The organism is Streptomyces mirabilis (assembly GCF_039503195.1).
GTDB lineage: Bacteria > Actinomycetota > Actinomycetes > Streptomycetales > Streptomycetaceae > Streptomyces > Streptomyces mirabilis_D.
Window position 1 is genome coordinate 6303497 of record NZ_JBCJKP010000001.1, and the last position, 16014, is coordinate 6319510.

The 16014-nt window shown below is 71.4% G+C and carries 15 protein-coding genes, 1 pseudogene and 1 riboswitch; of the genes and pseudogenes, 10 read left to right on the forward strand and 6 right to left on the reverse strand.

Annotated elements, in window-relative coordinates:
* The first annotated feature begins 74 nt into the window (after positions 1-74).
* Positions 75-854 (forward strand): DUF3050 domain-containing protein, encoded by a 780-nt coding sequence (locus tag AAFF41_RS29100; protein ID WP_343324869.1) that lies wholly within the window; start codon positions 75-77, stop codon positions 852-854.
* A gap of 361 nt (positions 855-1215) precedes the next feature.
* On the opposite strand, the gene AAFF41_RS29105 is transcribed toward AAFF41_RS29100, so the two are convergent.
* Entirely contained in the window at positions 1216-2067 is an 852-nt protein-coding gene (locus AAFF41_RS29105; protein ID WP_343326371.1) for a DMT family transporter, read from the reverse strand.
* Between the two features lie 135 nt (positions 2068-2202).
* On the opposite strand from AAFF41_RS29105, the gene AAFF41_RS29110 reads away from it, so the two are divergent.
* Complete coding sequence (locus tag AAFF41_RS29110) at positions 2203-2586, forward strand: hypothetical protein (RefSeq protein WP_343324870.1); 384 nt, start codon at positions 2203-2205, stop codon at positions 2584-2586.
* A gap of 71 nt (positions 2587-2657) precedes the next feature.
* Complete coding sequence (locus tag AAFF41_RS29115) at positions 2658-3845, forward strand: glutathionylspermidine synthase family protein (RefSeq protein ID WP_319751568.1); 1188 nt, start codon at positions 2658-2660, stop codon at positions 3843-3845.
* A gap of 15 nt (positions 3846-3860) precedes the next feature.
* Here AAFF41_RS29115 and rocD read toward each other — a convergent pair whose 3' ends face one another.
* Positions 3861-5069, reverse strand: a complete 1209-nt coding sequence (rocD, locus tag AAFF41_RS29120; protein ID WP_343324871.1) for an ornithine--oxo-acid transaminase — start codon at positions 5067-5069, stop codon at positions 3861-3863.
* Between the two features lie 123 nt (positions 5070-5192).
* Positions 5193-5279: riboswitch (ZMP/ZTP riboswitch) on the forward strand.
* On the opposite strand from rocD, the gene AAFF41_RS29125 reads away from it, so the two are divergent.
* Positions 5261-6757 carry a glycine hydroxymethyltransferase gene (locus AAFF41_RS29125; protein WP_388412601.1) on the forward strand — a complete coding sequence of 499 codons (1497 nt, stop codon included), beginning with the start codon at positions 5261-5263 and terminating at the stop codon, positions 6755-6757. It overlaps the preceding riboswitch by 19 nt.
* Before the next feature lie 13 nt (positions 6758-6770).
* On the opposite strand, the gene AAFF41_RS29130 is transcribed toward AAFF41_RS29125, so the two are convergent.
* A complete protein-coding gene (locus AAFF41_RS29130) occupies positions 6771-7433 on the reverse strand; it encodes a hypothetical protein (protein ID WP_425526169.1) in 663 nt (220 codons plus the stop codon).
* Positions 7434-7608: 175 nt separating this feature from the next.
* Here AAFF41_RS29130 and trpS point away from each other — a divergent pair, with 175 nt between their 5' ends.
* Both trpS and AAFF41_RS29140 read left to right on the forward strand, forming a co-directional pair.
* Positions 7609-8622: a tryptophan--tRNA ligase gene (gene trpS, locus AAFF41_RS29135; RefSeq protein WP_054233774.1), complete on the forward strand. Its 1014-nt coding sequence runs from the start codon at positions 7609-7611 to the stop codon at positions 8620-8622.
* 198 nt (positions 8623-8820) lie between these two features.
* Positions 8821-9405, forward strand: coding sequence for a 2'-5' RNA ligase family protein (locus AAFF41_RS29140; protein WP_054233723.1), 585 nt, complete (start codon positions 8821-8823; stop codon positions 9403-9405).
* A gap of 68 nt (positions 9406-9473) precedes the next feature.
* Here AAFF41_RS29140 and dprE2 read toward each other — a convergent pair whose 3' ends face one another.
* Together dprE2 and dprE1 are read right to left on the reverse strand one after the other, a co-directional pair.
* Positions 9474-10229, reverse strand: coding sequence for a decaprenylphospho-beta-D-erythro-pentofuranosid-2-ulose 2-reductase (gene dprE2, locus AAFF41_RS29145; protein WP_054233722.1), 756 nt, complete (start codon positions 10227-10229; stop codon positions 9474-9476).
* 77 nt (positions 10230-10306) lie between these two features.
* Positions 10307-11676 (reverse strand): annotated as a pseudogene (gene dprE1, locus AAFF41_RS29150) (decaprenylphosphoryl-beta-D-ribose oxidase).
* Positions 11677-11818: 142 nt separating this feature from the next.
* On the opposite strand from dprE1, the gene AAFF41_RS29155 reads away from it, so the two are divergent.
* The 4 genes from AAFF41_RS29155 to AAFF41_RS29170 are packed head-to-tail and all read left to right on the forward strand — an operon-like array spanning position 11819 to position 14676.
* Positions 11819-12349: a phosphatase PAP2 family protein gene (locus tag AAFF41_RS29155; protein ID WP_319751564.1), complete on the forward strand. Its 531-nt coding sequence runs from the start codon at positions 11819-11821 to the stop codon at positions 12347-12349.
* Positions 12342-13286, forward strand: a complete 945-nt coding sequence (locus AAFF41_RS29160; RefSeq protein WP_319751563.1) for a decaprenyl-phosphate phosphoribosyltransferase — start codon at positions 12342-12344, stop codon at positions 13284-13286. Before AAFF41_RS29155 ends, AAFF41_RS29160 begins: the two co-directional genes overlap by 8 nt.
* Positions 13283-13729 (forward strand): GtrA family protein, encoded by a 447-nt coding sequence (locus tag AAFF41_RS29165; protein ID WP_319751562.1) that lies wholly within the window; start codon positions 13283-13285, stop codon positions 13727-13729. Before AAFF41_RS29160 ends, AAFF41_RS29165 begins: the two co-directional genes overlap by 4 nt.
* Positions 13717-14676 (forward strand): YihY/virulence factor BrkB family protein, encoded by a 960-nt coding sequence (locus AAFF41_RS29170; protein ID WP_343324873.1) that lies wholly within the window; start codon positions 13717-13719, stop codon positions 14674-14676. The genes AAFF41_RS29165 and AAFF41_RS29170 overlap by 13 nt, the downstream gene beginning before the upstream one ends.
* On the opposite strand, the gene AAFF41_RS29175 is transcribed toward AAFF41_RS29170, so the two are convergent.
* Complete coding sequence (locus AAFF41_RS29175) at positions 14630-15940, reverse strand: D-alanyl-D-alanine carboxypeptidase family protein (protein WP_343324874.1); 1311 nt, start codon at positions 15938-15940, stop codon at positions 14630-14632. The two genes, AAFF41_RS29170 and AAFF41_RS29175, sit on opposite strands and share 47 nt — an antisense overlap.
* Between the last annotated feature and the right edge of the window lie 74 nt (positions 15941-16014).

Consider the following 16014-nt stretch of genomic DNA (forward strand, 5'->3'; position numbering starts at 1 on the left):
GGCCCGCAGATAAAGCTGCACGATCGCCATCCGTCGCCGCTGCGGCCCCTCTCTTGCACCAAGAAGGAGATCCCATGTCCAGGTACGACTGGAATATGAACCACGAGGAAATCGAGCGGGCGCGTTCCGTGATCGAACCCGCTCGCAAGGAGGTCACCACCCACCCGATTTACCAGCGGATGAACAGCCGGGAGGACATGGCGACGTTCATGGCGCACCATGTGTTCGCGGTATGGGACTTCATGTCGCTCCTGAAGTCCCTCCAACGGGAACTGACCTGCGTCGACGTCCCCTGGGTGCCGCGTGGCACGGAGGCGAGCCGACGCCTGATCAACGACATCGTCCTGGTCGAGGAGAGCGACGAACTGAACGGCGGCTTCACCAGCCACTTCGAGCTGTACCGCGCGGGCATGACCGAGGCGGACGCCGACGGGACCAGGATCGACACCTTCCTCGCCCTGATCGCCGAGGGCCACGACGTGCCCTCCGCGCTCCGCGTCGCCCAAGTCCCCGCGCCCGCAGCCGGGTTCGTCCGCACCACCTTCGAGATCATCTCGGACCGGCCGCTGCACTGCCGGGCGGCCGCGTTCGCCTTCTCCCGGGAGGACCTCATCCCCGACATGTTCGATCAGGTCATCAAGAAGGAGGGCACCGACCGCTTCCCGCTCTTCTGCGACTACCTGGCCCGACATATCGAGGTCGACGGCGAGGAACACACCCCCATGGCCCTGCAGATGGTGGCCGACCTCTGCGGCACGGACGACACGCGCTGGCAGGAGGCGGTCGAAACAGCGACGCTGGCCCTGGAGGCGAGGGTCCGGTTGTGGGACGGGATCGTGGAGGCGATGACCTGAGGACCGGAGGGGCGCGCCGCCGCGGACGGCCCCCTGCGGCGGGGCTGCGCCGTGCTTCTCCCTCCAGGGATCCGCGGCGGCCCGGACGCGAACGGGGGCCGCCCACTCGCGCCCGCGTGGAGCCGCTCGAACGCGGGGTCCTGGTACGCCGACCACGATCGCCGGCCGGGGCGAGACGCACCCGCGGCCGCGGAGCACTCGGGGATCTTGCGCGTGCTGTCAGGGCTGCGGTGCTGCAGCTCGTCGGTACGCTCCAGCGCTCCTTGTCCTGCTCGGGCCTCTCCGGTGGTGTTCGTTCCGTACGTGTTCGAGCTCGTCGACGGCAAGATCAAGCGGTTCGACTGCTACGCCGAGGGCTCCGTCACCCCTCCTGCACGGGCTCCTTCGCCGGTTCTTCCACCGGCGCCTCCCCGAACCGTGCCAGCGCCAACGCGCCCGCCACCGCCACCGCGAACCCCAGTACCGCCAGCCAGGCCAGGCCCTCGCGGGTGCGGTCGCCCAGCCAGATCACGCCCACCAGGGCCGGTCCGATGGTCTCGCCGATGACCAGACCGGCCGTGGCCGTCGTCACCGAGCCGCGCTGCAGCGCCGAGGTCAGCAGGATGAACGCGGCGCCTCCGCCGATGAGCAGCGCGTACGTCGCCGGGTTGGTCAGCAGCGTGGCGGGCGCGAGGTCGTCGATCAGTCGTACCGAGACCTCTACGACCCCGAACCCGAACCCGGCCCCGAGCCCGAGGACCAACGCCCGGCCCCGCCCGGACAACCGCCCGCCCACCAGACCGAGCAGCAGTACCACCACCGCGGTCCCCAGCATCCAGTACTTCAGCGTCATGGACCCGGCCTCGCTGCCCTCCGTCCCGGACGCCAGCCCGAGCATCGCCAGCCCCGCGCACACCACTCCCACCGCGGCCCACTCCACCCCGCTCAACCGCACGTGCAGCAGCCGCGCGGCGACCACCGCCGTCACCGCGAGGCTCGCCGCCAGCGCCGCCCCGACCGCGTAGATGGGGATGGAGCGAAGCGCCGCGATCTGCAACAGGAAGCCAAGCCCGTCCAGCGCGAGGCCCGCCACATACCGCCACTGCCGCAGCGCCCGCAGCAGCAGAGCCGCGTCCCCGCCCGAGCCGCCGCTGTCGGCCGCCGCCCGCGCGGCGATCGCCTGCAACACCGTCGCCGTACCGAAGCAGACCGCCGCGCCGAGCGCGCACACCATTCCAAAGAGCACGAAGTGACTGTAGGCGACGCCGAATCGAAGGGGTCCCTCGCCCGCCTTGCGCAAAGGACCTCTAATCTGATCGCCTGCGTCAAGCAAAGCGCGCGCACGCTCATGACAAACGGGGGATCGAAGATGGCGGACACACGACGGCAACTGCGCTCGGGCACGGTCGTACTCGGCGGCATGGGACTCCTCGCGGCGGCCCTCACCGCCTGCTCCTCGGAGCCGGACAAGCGCTGCGTCGACCGCGACAGCTACACCTCGCTCAAGGGCTACAAGGTCATCGCCGACAAGAACTGCAAGACCACCAAGTCCGTCAAGACCACCAAGACCAGGACCACGAAGACCTCGGTCAGCAGCGGCTGGTACTACGGCGGCAAGAAGAAGGGCGGCTGGGTCGACGGCGGCTCCTTCACCAAGGCGAGCAAGGGATCCGGCAGCAGCACCAGCGGCGGCAGCCACCACTCCGTCGACCGCGGCGGCTTCGGCAGCGGCAAGGGCAGCTCCGGCGGCTGAGCGACGCGACACCACGTCACCGCACCCGTAGCCGTGGGCCGCGCGCCCAGCACCGATCGGACCCGTACGCCATGGAGCGCCGCACCATCGAGCCCCGAGCCGGCTGGCAGCAGACCGTCGAGCGACAGGGTCTCATCTACCCCCTGACCCGCTACCCGGACGACTCCCTGCGCCCCTACTGGGACGAGAGCGCGTACTACGCCTTCTCACTCCCGGAGGTGGAGGCGCTGGAGGAGGTCGTCGAGGAACTGCACCGCATGTGCCTGGCGGCGGCCGAGCACATCGTCACGGAGAACCGTTTCGCCGACCTCGGCATCACCGACCCGCGCGTGGTGCGGGCGGTCGCCGAGGCCTGGCAGCGCCGCGGCGAACTCCCCTCCGTCTACGGCCGTTTCGACCTGCGTCACGACGGCACGGGCCCCGCCAAGATGCTGGAGTACAACGCGGACACCCCGACGTCCCTCGTCGAGGCGGCGAGCCCGCAGTGGTTCTGGATGGAGGACCGCTTCCCCGGCGCCGACCAGTGGAACTCCCTGCACGAACGCCTCGTCGCCGCCTGGAAGAAGCAGGCCGTCCTCCTCCCGCCGGGCAGCCCCCTCTACTTCGCGCACTCCGCCGCCGACGAACTCGGCGAGGACCTGATGACCGTCGCGTACCTGAAGGAGACGGCGCAGCAGGCGGGCCTCGACACCGACTGGATCTCGGTGGAGGAGATCGGCTGGGACCCCCTCTCCGGCCGCTTCGTCGACAACCAGCTCCGTTTCATCCGCAGTTGCTTCAAGCTCTACCCCTGGGAGTGGCTCACCACCGACCGCTTCGCCGACCACGTCCTGGACACCCTCGACAACGGCGGCGGTACGGGCACGACCCTGTGGATCGAGCCCGCCTGGAAGATGCTCCTCAGCAACAAGGCCCTCCTCGCCGTGCTCTGGGAGCTGTACCCGGGCCACCCCAACCTCCTCCCCGCCTACCTCGACGGACCCCGGGAGCTGGCCACCACCCAGGGGTACGTCGCCAAGCCGCTCCTCGGCCGCGAGGGCGCCGGGGTGACGGTGCACGCGCCGGGCGCCGCCCCCGTCGTACGCGAGGACGAGCCCTGTTGCTACCAGGAACTGGCCCCCCTTCCCTCCTTCGACGGCAACCATGTCGTCCTCGGTGCCTGGGTCGTGGACGGCGAGTCGGCGGGGCTCGGCATCCGTGAGTCGTCCGGGCTGGTCACGGACGAGTACGCCCGCTTCCTGCCCCACGTGATCCTCTAGGCGCCCGGTCGGCGCTCAGCCGACACCCAGCACCGCACGCAGCTGAGCCAGCCCCCAGTCCAGGTCCTCCTTGCTGATGACCAGCGGCGGGGCGATCCGGACCGTGACCCCGTGGGTGTCCTTGACCAGGACACCCCGGTCCATCAGCCGCTCGGAGATCTCGCGTCCCGTGCCGTACTCGGGGGCGACGTCGACGCCCGCCCACAGCCCCCGCCCGCGCACCGCCGTGACATGCCCCGTGCCCGCCAGCAGCCCCAGCTCCCGGTGCAGGTGGTCACCCAGTTCCGCGGCGCGCCGCTGGTACTCGCCCGACCGCAGCATCGCGATCACCTCGAGCGCCACCGCGCAGGCCAGCGGGTTCCCGCCGAACGTCGACCCGTGCTCACCGGGCCGGAACACCCCGAGCACCTCCCTGCTCGAGACCACCGCCGACACCGGTACGACCCCGCCCCCGAGCGCCTTGCCCAGTACGTACATGTCCGGCACCACGCCCTCGTGCTCGCACGCGAAGGTGCGGCCCGTGCGCCCAAGACCGGACTGGATCTCGTCCGCGACGAAGAGGACGTTCCGCTCGCGCGTCAGCTCCCGCACCCCGGCGAGGTAGCCGGGCGGCGGCACCAGCACGCCCGCCTCGCCCTGGATCGGCTCCAGCAGCACCGCGACCGTCTCCTCGGTGACCACCGCCCGCAGCGCGGCCAGGTCCCCGTACGGCACGATGTCGAAGCCCGGCGTGAACGGCCCGAAGTCCGTCCGCGCCTCCGCGTCCGTGGAGAAGCTGATGAGTGTCGTCGTACGGCCGTGGAAGTTGTCGCTCGCCACGACGATCCTCGCCCGGCCGTCGGGGACGCCCTTGACGCGGTACCCCCACTTCCTGGCCGTCTTCACGGCGGTCTCCACCGCCTCCGCACCCGTGTTCATCGGCAGCACCATCTCCATGCCGCACAACTGTGCGAGCTGCGCGCAGAAGTCGGCGAACCGGTCGTGGTGGAAGGCCCGCGAGGTCAGCGTCACCCGCTCCAGCTGCGCCTTCGCCGCGTCGAGCAGCCGCCGGTTGCCGTGGCCGAAGTTCAGCGCCGAGTAGCCGGCCAGCAGGTCGAGGAAGCGGCGGCCCTCGACGTCCGTCATCCAGGCCCCGTCCGCCGTCGCCACGACGACCGGCAGCGGGTGGTAGTTGTGCGCGCCGTGCGCGTCGGCCGAGGCGATGAGTCGTTCGGTGGTGGTCACGGGATCTCCGTTTCCTGCAGCGCGGGGACCACTGCACGGGGGGCGGGCTCGTGGCTCCCTTCCTATCGTCGCTCGCATGGTGGACGGGCGAACCCGGTGATCCGGCGCGCCCGGTAGGCTGGCGGGCGGGGCCGTGACTGGCGCGCTGGGATGGGACCGACCATCGGGGAGCGGCCCATGAACCGTGTGCCGTGCGCCTGGGCCGACCCGTGAACGCTGAACGCCACGTCCGGAGGCCGTCAATGCCCGAGCCCCTTTCCACCGAGTCCACCGCCTTCCGCAGCGCCCTCGACGTGATCCGGGCCGTGGAGCCCCGCGTCGCCGACGCGATCGGCCAGGAGATCGCGGACCAGCGCGACATGCTCAAGCTGATCGCGTCGGAGAACTACGCCTCCCCGGCCACCCTGCTGGCCATGGGCAACTGGTTCAGCGACAAGTACGCCGAGGGCACCGTCGGCCGCCGCTTCTACGCCGGCTGCCGCAACGTCGACACCGTCGAGGCCCTCGCAGCCGAACACGCCCGCGAGCTCTTCGGCGCCGAGCACGCCTACGCCCAGCCGCACTCCGGCATCGACGCCAACCTGGTCGCCTTCTGGGCCGTGCTCGCCGCCCGCGTCGAGGCCCCGGCCCTCGCGAAGGCCGGCGTCCGCAACGTCAACGACCTCTCCGAGGCCGACTGGGCCGAGCTGCGCCAGGCCTTCGGCAACCAGCGCATGCTCGGCATGTCCCTGGACGCCGGCGGCCACCTCACCCACGGCTTCCGCCCGAACATCTCAGGAAAGATGTTCGACCAGCGTTCCTACGGCACCGATCCCGCCACCGGCCTCATCGACTACGAGGCGCTGCGGACGTCGGCCCGTGAGTTCAAGCCGCTGATCATCGTCGCCGGCTACTCCGCCTACCCCCGCCTGGTGAACTTCCGGATCATGCGGGAGATCGCCGACGAGGTCGGTGCGACCCTGATGGTCGACATGGCGCACTTCGCCGGTCTGGTCGCGGGCAAGGTCCTCACCGGCGACTTCGACCCCGTCCCGCACGCCCAGATCGTCACCACCACCACGCACAAGTCGCTGCGCGGCCCGCGCGGCGGCATGGTCCTGTGCGACGAGAGCCTCGCCGAGCAGGTCGATCGCGGCTGCCCGATGGTCCTCGGCGGCCCCCTCCCGCACGTCATGGCCGCCAAGGCCGTCGCGCTCGCCGAGGCCCGCCGCCCCGAGTTCCGCGACTACGCCCAGGCCGTCGTCGACAACGCCCGCGCCCTCGCCGAGGGCCTGATGCGGCGCGGCGCCACCCTGGTCACCGGCGGCACGGACAACCACCTCAACCTGATCGACGTCGCCTCCTCCTACGGCCTCACCGGCCGCCAGGCCGAGTCCGCGCTGCTCGACTCGGGCATCGTCACCAACCGCAACGCCATCCCCGCCGACCCGAACGGCGCCTGGTACACCTCCGGCATCCGTATCGGCACGCCCGCGCTGACCACCCGTGGCCTGGGCACCACCGAGATGGACGAGATCGCCGGTCTCATCGACCGCGTCCTCACCGCCGCAGAGCCCGGCACCACCGCCAAGGGCGCCCCGTCCAAGGCCCAGCACGTCCTGGACCGGAAGATCTCCGACGAGATCTCCCACCGCGCCACCGACCTGCTGGCCCCGTTCCCGCTCTACCCGGAGATCGACCTCGGCTGACCCACCTCCGGGTTCAGAGGTCGATCAGCTCCTGTCGTGGTTCCCGCGGCGGTCCGGCGCCCTCGCGCCAGGCCGCCGCGCGGCGTACCAGGAGGGTGCCGCCGACCCCGAGGAGCAGACCCGCTCCCAGCCCCGGCAGCACCCACCGCGCACGCTCCTCGACACCCCGTTCCGAGCCCGGTGCGCTTGCGGCGGCGCCGAGCAGCTTCCCCCGCTCGACCACCCGCTCGTACACCGAGCGCGACGCGCGGTGCCAGCGGATGTCGTCGTCCACCACGTCGGGCGAGGGGTCCGTGCGTACCCAGGGCGTGCCGTCCGCGGCCAGGAACAGCTGGTCCTGGCGTCCCATGGCGACGTCGGCCCCCGGCGCGCTGTCGGTCCGCGGCCAGCCCCCGACCCCGCTCAGCCCCCACATCACGGTGGCCCGTACCGGCGGGAAGCCGCCCGCCGTCCACGCGTCCGGCACCCGTTCCGTCCCCATGTAGGTGGGAGTCAGCAGGTCCCACAGCCGCGTGAAGTCCCGCTCCCCGGAGCGCAGCGCGGTCGTGCGCCCCGTGCCGCCCTCGATGACCAGCGCGACGTCCGGGGCACCGCGCCCCGCGGCCGGTGCGGAAGCCCGCGCCGGGTGCGCCCCCAGCACGGCGAGCACCACCCCCACGAACCCCACGAACCCCACGAACCCCGCGATCCCCGACCTCGCCCGTCTGCCCCGGCCCGCCATGCGTCCCCCGTCCGCCGCCCCGGTACGTGCCTTGAGTACCCGCCCGAGTATCCGCCCAGGTCCCCCTTGGGGGAGAGCTCCGTTCCCACCTGTTCCCGAGCTCCCGGGTGTACCTGAGAGAATGGTGAACATGGCCTCTGAACGTCCCCGCGTGCTCTCCGGAATCCAGCCCACAGCAGGCTCGTTCCACCTCGGCAACTACCTCGGCGCCGTCCGCCAGTGGGTGGCCCTGCAGGAGTCCCACGACGCCTTCTACATGGTCGTCGACCTGCACGCGATCACCGTTCCGCAGGACCCGGCGGACCTGCGCGCGAACACCCGGCTCGCCGCCGCGCAGCTGCTCGCCGCCGGTCTCGACGCGGACCGCTGCACGCTCTTCGTGCAGAGCCATGTCCCCGAGCACGCCCAGCTCGCCTGGATCATGAACTGCCTCACCGGCTTCGGCGAGGCCTCCCGCATGACCCAGTTCAAGGACAAGTCCGCCAAGCAGGGCTCGGACCGCGCGTCCGTCGGCCTGTTCACGTACCCGATCCTCCAGGTCGCGGACATCCTGCTGTACCAGGCGAACGAGGTTCCGGTCGGTGAGGACCAGCGCCAGCACGTCGAGCTCACCCGCGACCTCGCCGAGCGCTTCAACGGCCGCTTCGGCGAGACCTTCACGATCCCGAAGCCGTACATCCTCAGGGAGACGGCGAAGATCTACGACCTCCAGGACCCGTCGATCAAGATGAGCAAGTCGGCGTCCACGCCGAAGGGCCTCATCAACCTGCTCGACGAGCCGAAGACCACCGCCAAGAAGGTCAAGAGCGCGGTCACCGACACGGACACCGTCATCAGGTATGACAGCGAGCACAAACCGGGTATCAGCAATCTGCTGACCATCTACTCGACCCTCACCGGTACCGGTATCGCGGAACTGGAGGAGAACTACGCGGGCAAGGGCTACGGTGCGCTCAAGACGGACCTCGCCGAGGTCATGGTCGACTTCGTGACCCCGTTCCGGGAGCGCACCCAGCAGTACCTGGACGACCCGGAGACGCTCGACTCGATCCTGGCCAAGGGAGCCGAGAAGGCGCGCGCCGTCGCCGCGGAGACGCTCGCGCAGGCGTACGACCGGGTGGGCTTCCTGCCCGCCAAGCACTGAGGCGTACGACCGCACACACGTACCACTGGGCAGAGCGCTGCACATCACTACGGCTGCGCCTGCCCACCACACAGCCGTGGCCTTACAGTCGATAGCCGGACGGCTGAGTACGAACCAGACAACGCGCCCGGCGACGCGAAGGACAACGCAACCGGTGACGCGACCGACGACGCACCGGACACGACGACAGGAGACGACGTGGGGACCGTAACGATCGGCGTGTCGATCGCGGTCCCGGAGCCTTACGGCAGCCTGCTCCAGGAGCGGCGCGCGGGCTTCGGCGACCCCGCGGCTTGTGGCATCCCCACGCACGTCACCCTGCTGCCGCCGACGGAGGTCCACGCCGCCGACCTGCCGGCCGTCGAGGCACACCTGACCGAGGTCGCCGTGGCCGGCCGGCCCTTCCCGATGCGGCTGTCGGGCACCGGCACCTTCCGGCCCCTGTCGCCGGTGGTGTTCGTGAAGGTCGTCCAGGGCGCCGAGGCCTGCACCTGGCTCCAGCAGCGGGTCCGCGACGCCTCCGGACCCGTGGCGCGCGAACTGCAGTTCCCGTACCACCCGCACGTCACGGTGGCGCACGGCATCGACGACGCGGCGATGGACCGCGCGTTCCAGGAACTCGCCGACTACGACGCCGAGTGGCCCTGCACGGGGTTCGCGCTCTACGAACAGGGCTCCGACAGTGTGTGGCGCAAGCTCCGGGAGTTCGCCTTCGGTGGATCCGTGGTGCCACCGCAGGCGGGCCACGCGGACGTGGAGCGCGGGACCATCGCCAGCCGCTAGCCGCGGTCGAGCCGAACAGCCGCGGTCGAGCCGAACAGCCGTGGTCGAGTCGGGCAGCCGCGGTCGGGCTAGATCGGCAGGCGGCGGAACACCGCTCGCGGTACGTGCCGCAGCGCCGCCATCACCAGCCGCAGCGCCCCTGGCACCCACACCGTCTCCGAGCGCCGTCGCAGCCCCACCTCGACGGCCGTCGCGACCGCCTCCGGTGTGGTGGCCATGGGTCCCTCCGCGCGCCCCGCGGTCATCTTCGTACGGACGAACCCCGGGCGTACGACCATCACGTGGACGCCGGTGCCGTGCAGCGCGTCGCCCAGACCCTGGGCGAAGGCGTCCAGCCCCGCCTTGCTCGACCCGTAGATGAAGTTGGAGCGGCGGGCGCGCTCGCCCGCGACCGAGGAGAGCACCACCAGGGAGCCGTGCCCCTGGGTCTGGAGGGCCCGCGCGCACACCAGCAGGGCCGACACCGCGCCCGTGTAGTTGGTCTGCGCGATCCGGGCGGCGGCCACCGGCTCCCGCTCGTCCCGGGCCTGGTCGCCGAGGACCCCGAAGGCGAGCAGCACCATGTCGAGGTCGCCCTCGGCGAAGACCTTGCCGAGGACCGTCTCGTGGGACTCGGGGTCGAGCGCGTCGAAGGCGAGGGTACGGACGTCCGCGCCCAGTGCGCGCAGGTGCTCGGCGTCCCGCTCCAGGGCCGGCGAGGGCCGTCCGGCGAGCCACACCGTGCGGGTGCGCCGGGCGATCAGACGGCGCGCCGTGGCCAGCGCGATCTCGGACGTGCCGCCGAGGATCAGCAGGGACTGGGGGGCTCCGAAGGCGTCCTTCATGACAACTCCTAGAGGGGTGAGGAGGCGGGAGGGTCGACCGGTTCTGGAGGCCGGGGCGGCGGGAGGGTCGACCGGTTCTAGAGGTCGAGGCGGCGGGACAGGTCGGAGGTGAACACCCCGCGCGGGTCCAACTCGGACCGCAGTTGCCGGAATTCGGTCAGTCGTGGATACATGTCGGCCAGCAGTTCCGGCCGCAGTCGCGCGTCCTTCGCCAGGTAGACGCGTCCGCCCGCCCCGGCCACCTCCTCGTCCAGCTCGTCGAGGAAGGCGCCGAGGCCCGGCAGGCTCGCGGGGATGTCCAGGGCGAGGGTCCAGCCCGGCATCGGGAAGGAGAGCCAGCCCGGATCGCCCTCGCCGAAACGCTTCAGGACGGCGAGGAAGGACGGGCACCGGTGTTCGGCGACGCGCCGCACGATGCGCCGCAGGGCCTCCTCGCGCCCGTGTCCGACGACGAACTGGTACTGCACGAAGCCGCCGCGCCCGTAGATCCGGTTCCAGTGCGGCACCCCGTCGAGCGGGTGGAAGAAGGCCGGGATCCGCTGTAGTTCACCGGCACGCGCGCGGGGTGCCTTCCGGTACCAGAGCTCGTTGAAGAGGGCCACCGTCCCGCGGCCGAGCAGTCCCTCCGGTACGAAGGGGGGCGCGGACGGGAACCGCGGTGGTCGGAACGCCAGCGGGCGTCGGCGCGCGCGTGGGGGAGCGCGCCCAGGGGGGCGTGTTCCGCGCGGGTGAGCACCGAGCGTCCCGTCGAGCGGCCGCGCGCGAGCAGGTCGATCCAGGCGACCGAGTACCGGTAGCGGTGGTCCGTGGCGGTGAGACGGGCCATCAGGTCGTCCAGGTCCGCCGCGCGTTCGGTGTCGACGGACATCAGCGAGGTCTCGACGGGCTGGAGCCGGACGGTCGCCGTGAGGATCACCCCGGTCAGGCCCATGCCGCCCGCGGTGGCGTCGAAGAGGGGGGTGCCCCGGCCCACCGTGCGGATCGCGCCGTCCGCGGTCAGCAGCTCGAAGGAGAGGACGTGGCGGGCGAACGAGCCGGACACGTGGTGGTTCTTGCCGTGGATGTCCGCGCCGATCGCGCCGCCGACGGTCACCTGGCGGGTCCCGGGCGTGACCGGCACGAACCAGCCGAGCGGGAGCAGGACTTCCATCAGCCGGTGCAGGCTCACGCCCGCGTCGCAGAGCACGGTCCCGCCGTCGACGTCGATCGTGTGGACGCGGTCGAGGCCGGTCATGTCGAGCACGGCCCCGCCCGCGTTCTGCGCCGCGTCCCCGTACGCCCGCCCGAGGCCCCGGGCGATGCCTCCGCGGACCCCGCAGGCGCGGACGGCGGCCGCCGCTTCCTCGTAGGTGCGCGGGCGGACCACACGGGCGGTGGTCGGGGCGGTGCGGCCCCAGCCCGTGACGGAGACGGGTTCGGCCGGGGCGGAGGCGGTGTCGGCAGGCATGACCGTGACCGTATCGGCGAAAAAGGTGCATAAAGCCCTCACCTCTCCCGTCTTCCCGGCTCCTCACCGAAATGGGTGATTAATGGGATGTCGTACAAGATTTCCGTAATTCTGCGGCCACTCCCTAGAAGAGTGAGATCACATGGACGACCTTGACGACATGGACCGCCGACGGTGGGACGGCATGGACCGTCGGCTGCTGTCGGCCCTCCACGAGCGCGGCACGGATCCACGCGTGGCGGCCGTCGCACGCGCCCTGTCCTGGAGCGGGGAGCACGGCGTGCTGTGGCTCGCTGCCGGGCTCACGGGCGCGGTGGTCGACCGCGGGCGGCGCGGCGCGTGGCTGCGCGGCACGGCGCTCACCGCCACCGCGCACCTCGCCAGCATGGGCGTGAAGCAGATCGTGCGCCGTCCACGCCCCGCGCACATCGTCCCGCTGGTGCGCACGGCCGGACGTCACTCGTTCCCCAGTTCCCACGCGGCCTCCGCGACGGCCGCGGCGGTCGCCTTCGGCGCGCTCGGAGTCCGCCCGCTGCCGCCGCTCGCCGCCGCGATGTGCCTCTCCCGGCTGGTGGCCGGCGTCCACTACCCCTCGGACGTGCTCGCGGGCGCCGCCCTGGGCGCCCTGACGGCCCGTCTGGGCGCCCACTGGATCGAGGCCGGCCATGGCTGAACGCACGGTGCTCCTGGACCCCACGCCGACCGCCCCGGTTCCCGTGCGGACCCTCACCAGCCTCGCCCGGGGTCTCCTCAGGACCACCCGCCCCCGCCAGTGGGTGAAGAACCTGCTGGTCGTGGCGGCCCCGGCGGCGGCGGGCCAGCTCTTCTCCCGGCACGCGGTGATCCAACTCGCGCTCGTCTTCGTCCTGTTCACGGCCTGCGCCGCCGCCGTCTACCTGATCAACGACGCCCGGGACGCCGAAGCCGACCGCGCCCACCCGGTCAAGCGCCACCGCCCGGTCGCCACGGGCCAGGTCCCCGTCCCCCTCGCCTACGCCACGGGAGGCGTGCTCGCCGTCCTCGCCCCGACCGCCGCCGCCCTGCTGTCCTCCCCGGTCACCGCGGCACTGCTGACCGCCTACCTCGGCATGCAACTGGCGTACTGCGTGAGCCTCAAGCACGTCCTGGTCGTCGACCTCGCCGTCGTGACGACCGGGTTCCTGATGCGGGCGATGATCGGCGGGCTCGCCCTCGGCATCCCGCTCTCCCGCTGGTTCCTGATCACCACGGGCTTCGGCGCGCTCTTCATGGTGGCGGCGAAACGGTACTCCGAGGCCGTCCAACTGGGCGGGAACGCCGGTGCCACCCGCGCGCTGCTCACCGAGTACACCACCGGCTATCTGCGCTTCGTCTGGCAACTGGCCGCCGGGGTCGCCGTGCTCGCCTACTGCCTGTGGGCCCTGGAGGAGGGCGGCGCGCCCAGCGCCGGGGTGCTGCCCTGGCGTCAGCTGTCCATGGTCGCCTTCATCCTGGCCGTCCTGCGGTACGCCGTCTTCGCCGACCGGGGCGCGGCGGGCGAGCCCGAGGACGTCGTCCTGCGCGACCGCGCGCTCGCCCTGATCGGACTGGTGTGGCTCGCGATGTACGGGCTCGCGGTCGTGAACTGGTGAGCCTCGCCCGGCGGCCCCTGACCCAGGAGCTCCTGGGCTTCGCCACCGTCGGCGTCCTCGCCTACGCCGCCGACCTCGGCCTCTTCCTCTGGCTGCGCGGCCCGGTGGGCCTCGACCCGCTCACCGCCAAGGCGCTGTCGTTCGTGGCGGGCTGCTCGGTCGCGTACACCGGCAACGCGCTCGGCACGTACCGGCACCACCCCGTGCGGGGGCCCCGGCGGTACGCCGACTTCTTCGCGTTCCTCGCCGTGAACCTCGCGGGCGCCCTCGTCCAGCTCCTGTGCGTCGCCGTCAGCCACTATGGCCTCGGGCTCACCTCGCGACGCGCCGACACGGTCTCCGGTGCGGGGATCGGTATGGCACTCGCCACGGTCCTGCGTTTTTGGGGTACCCGGACATGGGTTTTCCGAGGTGAGGGCAGAGTCGGATCATGGACTGGCTGAAAAAGCTCCCCGGCGTGGGGCCGTTGGTCACCCGCCTGATGGCCACCCACGGGTGGCGGTCGTACGAGCGTCTGGACCGGGTGAAGTGGACGCGGCTCGCCGCCGCGATGACCTTCATCAGCTTCGTGGCGCTCTTCCCGCTGCTGACCGTCGGCGCCGCGATCGCCGCCGCCACCCTCACCAGCCAGCGGCAGAAGGAGCTTCAGGACAAGATCGCCGAGCAGGTGCCGGGCATCTCCGACCAACTCGACATCAACGCACTGGTCCAGAACGCCGGCACCATCGGGCTCATCGCGGGCGCCGTCCTGCTGTTCACCGGCATCGGCTGGGTCGGCTCGATGCGGGACTGTCTGCGCGCGGTCTGGGAGCTGCCCGACAGGGAGGAGAACCCCCTCCTGCGCAAGCTCCTGGACGCCGGGATCCTCGTCGGACTCGGTGGTGCCGTACTCGTCACCATCGCCGTCTCCACCGTCGCGTCCTCACTGGTCGGCTGGTCGGCCCGGCAGCTCGGCCTCGGCGAACACGGCTGGGGGAGCGTGCTGCTGCAGTCCGCCGCGTTCGCCGTCGCCGTACTCACCGACTTCCTGGTGCTCCTGTACGTCCTGACCCTGTTGCCGGGCGTCGAGCCGCCGCGCCACCGGCTCGTCGTCGCCGCGCTGATGGGCGCCGTCGGCTTCGAACTGCTCAAGCTGCTGCTCAGCAGCTATATGCGGGGCGTGGCGTCGAAGAGCATGTACGGCGCCTTCGGTGTGCCCGTCGCGCTGCTGCTGTGGATCAACTTCACCTCGAAACTCGTCCTGTTCTGCGCCGCCTGGACGGCCACGGGACATGCCGACTCCGGCCCGAAGCAACGCGCCGACGACCCCGACAGGCCCGCGGAGCCCGAGGACCTCGAGGAGGTCAGCGGCGGCGGCGCATCAGGTCGGGGAGGGGCCAGCGGCGGTTGACGAGGAAGACGGCGCCGGCGACCAGGGCGAGCAGACCGCCCGTGATGGCCAGGGCGGTGCCGATCCCGCTGGAACCGCCCTTCGCCGCCGCGGAGGCGGCCACCGGCGACGACGAGGCCTTGGCCCCCTGGTCTCCGGACGACACCGGCGTGTTGGACCCGGCGGACGCGGTCGCACCCGCCTGCACGCCGGTGTCGACGCCCTTCGGCGGCACCAGCTCACCCACCGGTGTGACCTTGCCGGCCGCGCTGAAGCCCCAGTCGAGCAGCCGCGCGGCCTCCTTGTAGACCTCGTTGTGCTCGTCCTTCTCCGGGTTCATCACGGTGACAAGGAGCACCTTGCCGTTCCGCTCGGCGACACCGGTGAAGGTGGCGCCCGCGTTGGTGGTGTTGCCGTTCTTCACCCCCGCGATGCCCTGGTACGTGGAGACGTCGGTGTCACCGGTCAGCAGCCGGTTGGTGTTCTGGATCTCGAAGGACTCGCGGGTCGTCTTCCCCTTGTCGTCCTTCTTCGTCTCGCCCGGGAACTTCGCCCGCACCGTCGAGCAGTACTCCCGGAAGTCCTTCTTCTGCAGCCCGGAGCGGGCGAACAGCGTCAGGTCGTACGCCGACGACACCTGGCCCGGCTGGTCGTAGCCGTCGGGGCTGACCACGTGCGTGTCGAGGGCCTGCAGGTCCTCGGCGTGCGCCTGCATGTCCTTGACCGTCTGCTCCACGCCGCCGTTCATCGCCGACAGCACGTGCACGGCGTCGTTGCCGGAGCGCAGGAAGACGCCGAGCCACAGATCGTGCACGCTGTACGTCTCCTCCTCCTTTATCCCCACCATGCTGGAGCCCGCGCCGATGCCCGAGAGGTCGGTGACGGCGACCTTGTGCTGCTCGGTGCTGGGGAACTTCGGCAGCACGGTGTCGGCGAAGAGCATCTTCAGCGTGCTCGCCGGGGGCAGCCGCCAGTGCGCGTTGTGGGCGGCCAGCACGTCGCCCGACTCGGCGTCGGTGACGATCCAGGAGCGTGCGGTCACATCCTTGGGCAGCACCGGGGCGCCCATGCCGAGGTCCACCTGCGTCCCGGCCTCCCCCAGCCGCGCTCCGCCCACCGTCGACATGTGCGCCGGGGGAGTCGCGCTCGGGCTCGCCGTCGGTGACGGTGACGACGACGGCTTGTCGGCCGCGAAGACGGGGACCGTCGTCGTCAGCGAAAGGGTCAACAGGGTGGCGGAAGTGACCAGCATCGATCGCCGGATGGTCTTCTTGGTGGCGGGCACGGTCGAGAAATTACAGGGCGTGGGCCGGGAAGTCCCCTCACCCGATGCTGGAGTCCCCTGGTCCCGGCCACCCC

What these genes read in the sequence shown, in the direction of transcription:
- AAFF41_RS29100 (WP_343324869.1), top strand. Translation starts at nt 75, where the DNA reads ATGTCCAGGTACGACTGGAATATGAACCACGAGGAAATCGAGCGGGCG.
- AAFF41_RS29155 (WP_319751564.1), top strand. Translation starts at nt 11,819, where the DNA reads ATGGACGACCTTGACGACATGGACCGCCGACGGTGGGACGGCATGGAC.
- dprE2 (WP_054233722.1), bottom strand. Translation starts at nt 10,229, where the DNA reads ATGAAGGACGCCTTCGGAGCCCCCCAGTCCCTGCTGATCCTCGGCGGC.
- AAFF41_RS29160 (WP_319751563.1), top strand. Translation starts at nt 12,342, where the DNA reads ATGGCTGAACGCACGGTGCTCCTGGACCCCACGCCGACCGCCCCGGTT.
- AAFF41_RS29115 (WP_319751568.1), top strand. Translation starts at nt 2,658, where the DNA reads ATGGAGCGCCGCACCATCGAGCCCCGAGCCGGCTGGCAGCAGACCGTC.
- AAFF41_RS29105 (WP_343326371.1), bottom strand. Translation starts at nt 2,067, where the DNA reads ATGGTGTGCGCGCTCGGCGCGGCGGTCTGCTTCGGTACGGCGACGGTG.
- AAFF41_RS29170 (WP_343324873.1), top strand. Translation starts at nt 13,717, where the DNA reads ATGGACTGGCTGAAAAAGCTCCCCGGCGTGGGGCCGTTGGTCACCCGC.
- trpS (WP_054233774.1), top strand. Translation starts at nt 7,609, where the DNA reads ATGGCCTCTGAACGTCCCCGCGTGCTCTCCGGAATCCAGCCCACAGCA.
- AAFF41_RS29110 (WP_343324870.1), top strand. Translation starts at nt 2,203, where the DNA reads ATGGCGGACACACGACGGCAACTGCGCTCGGGCACGGTCGTACTCGGC.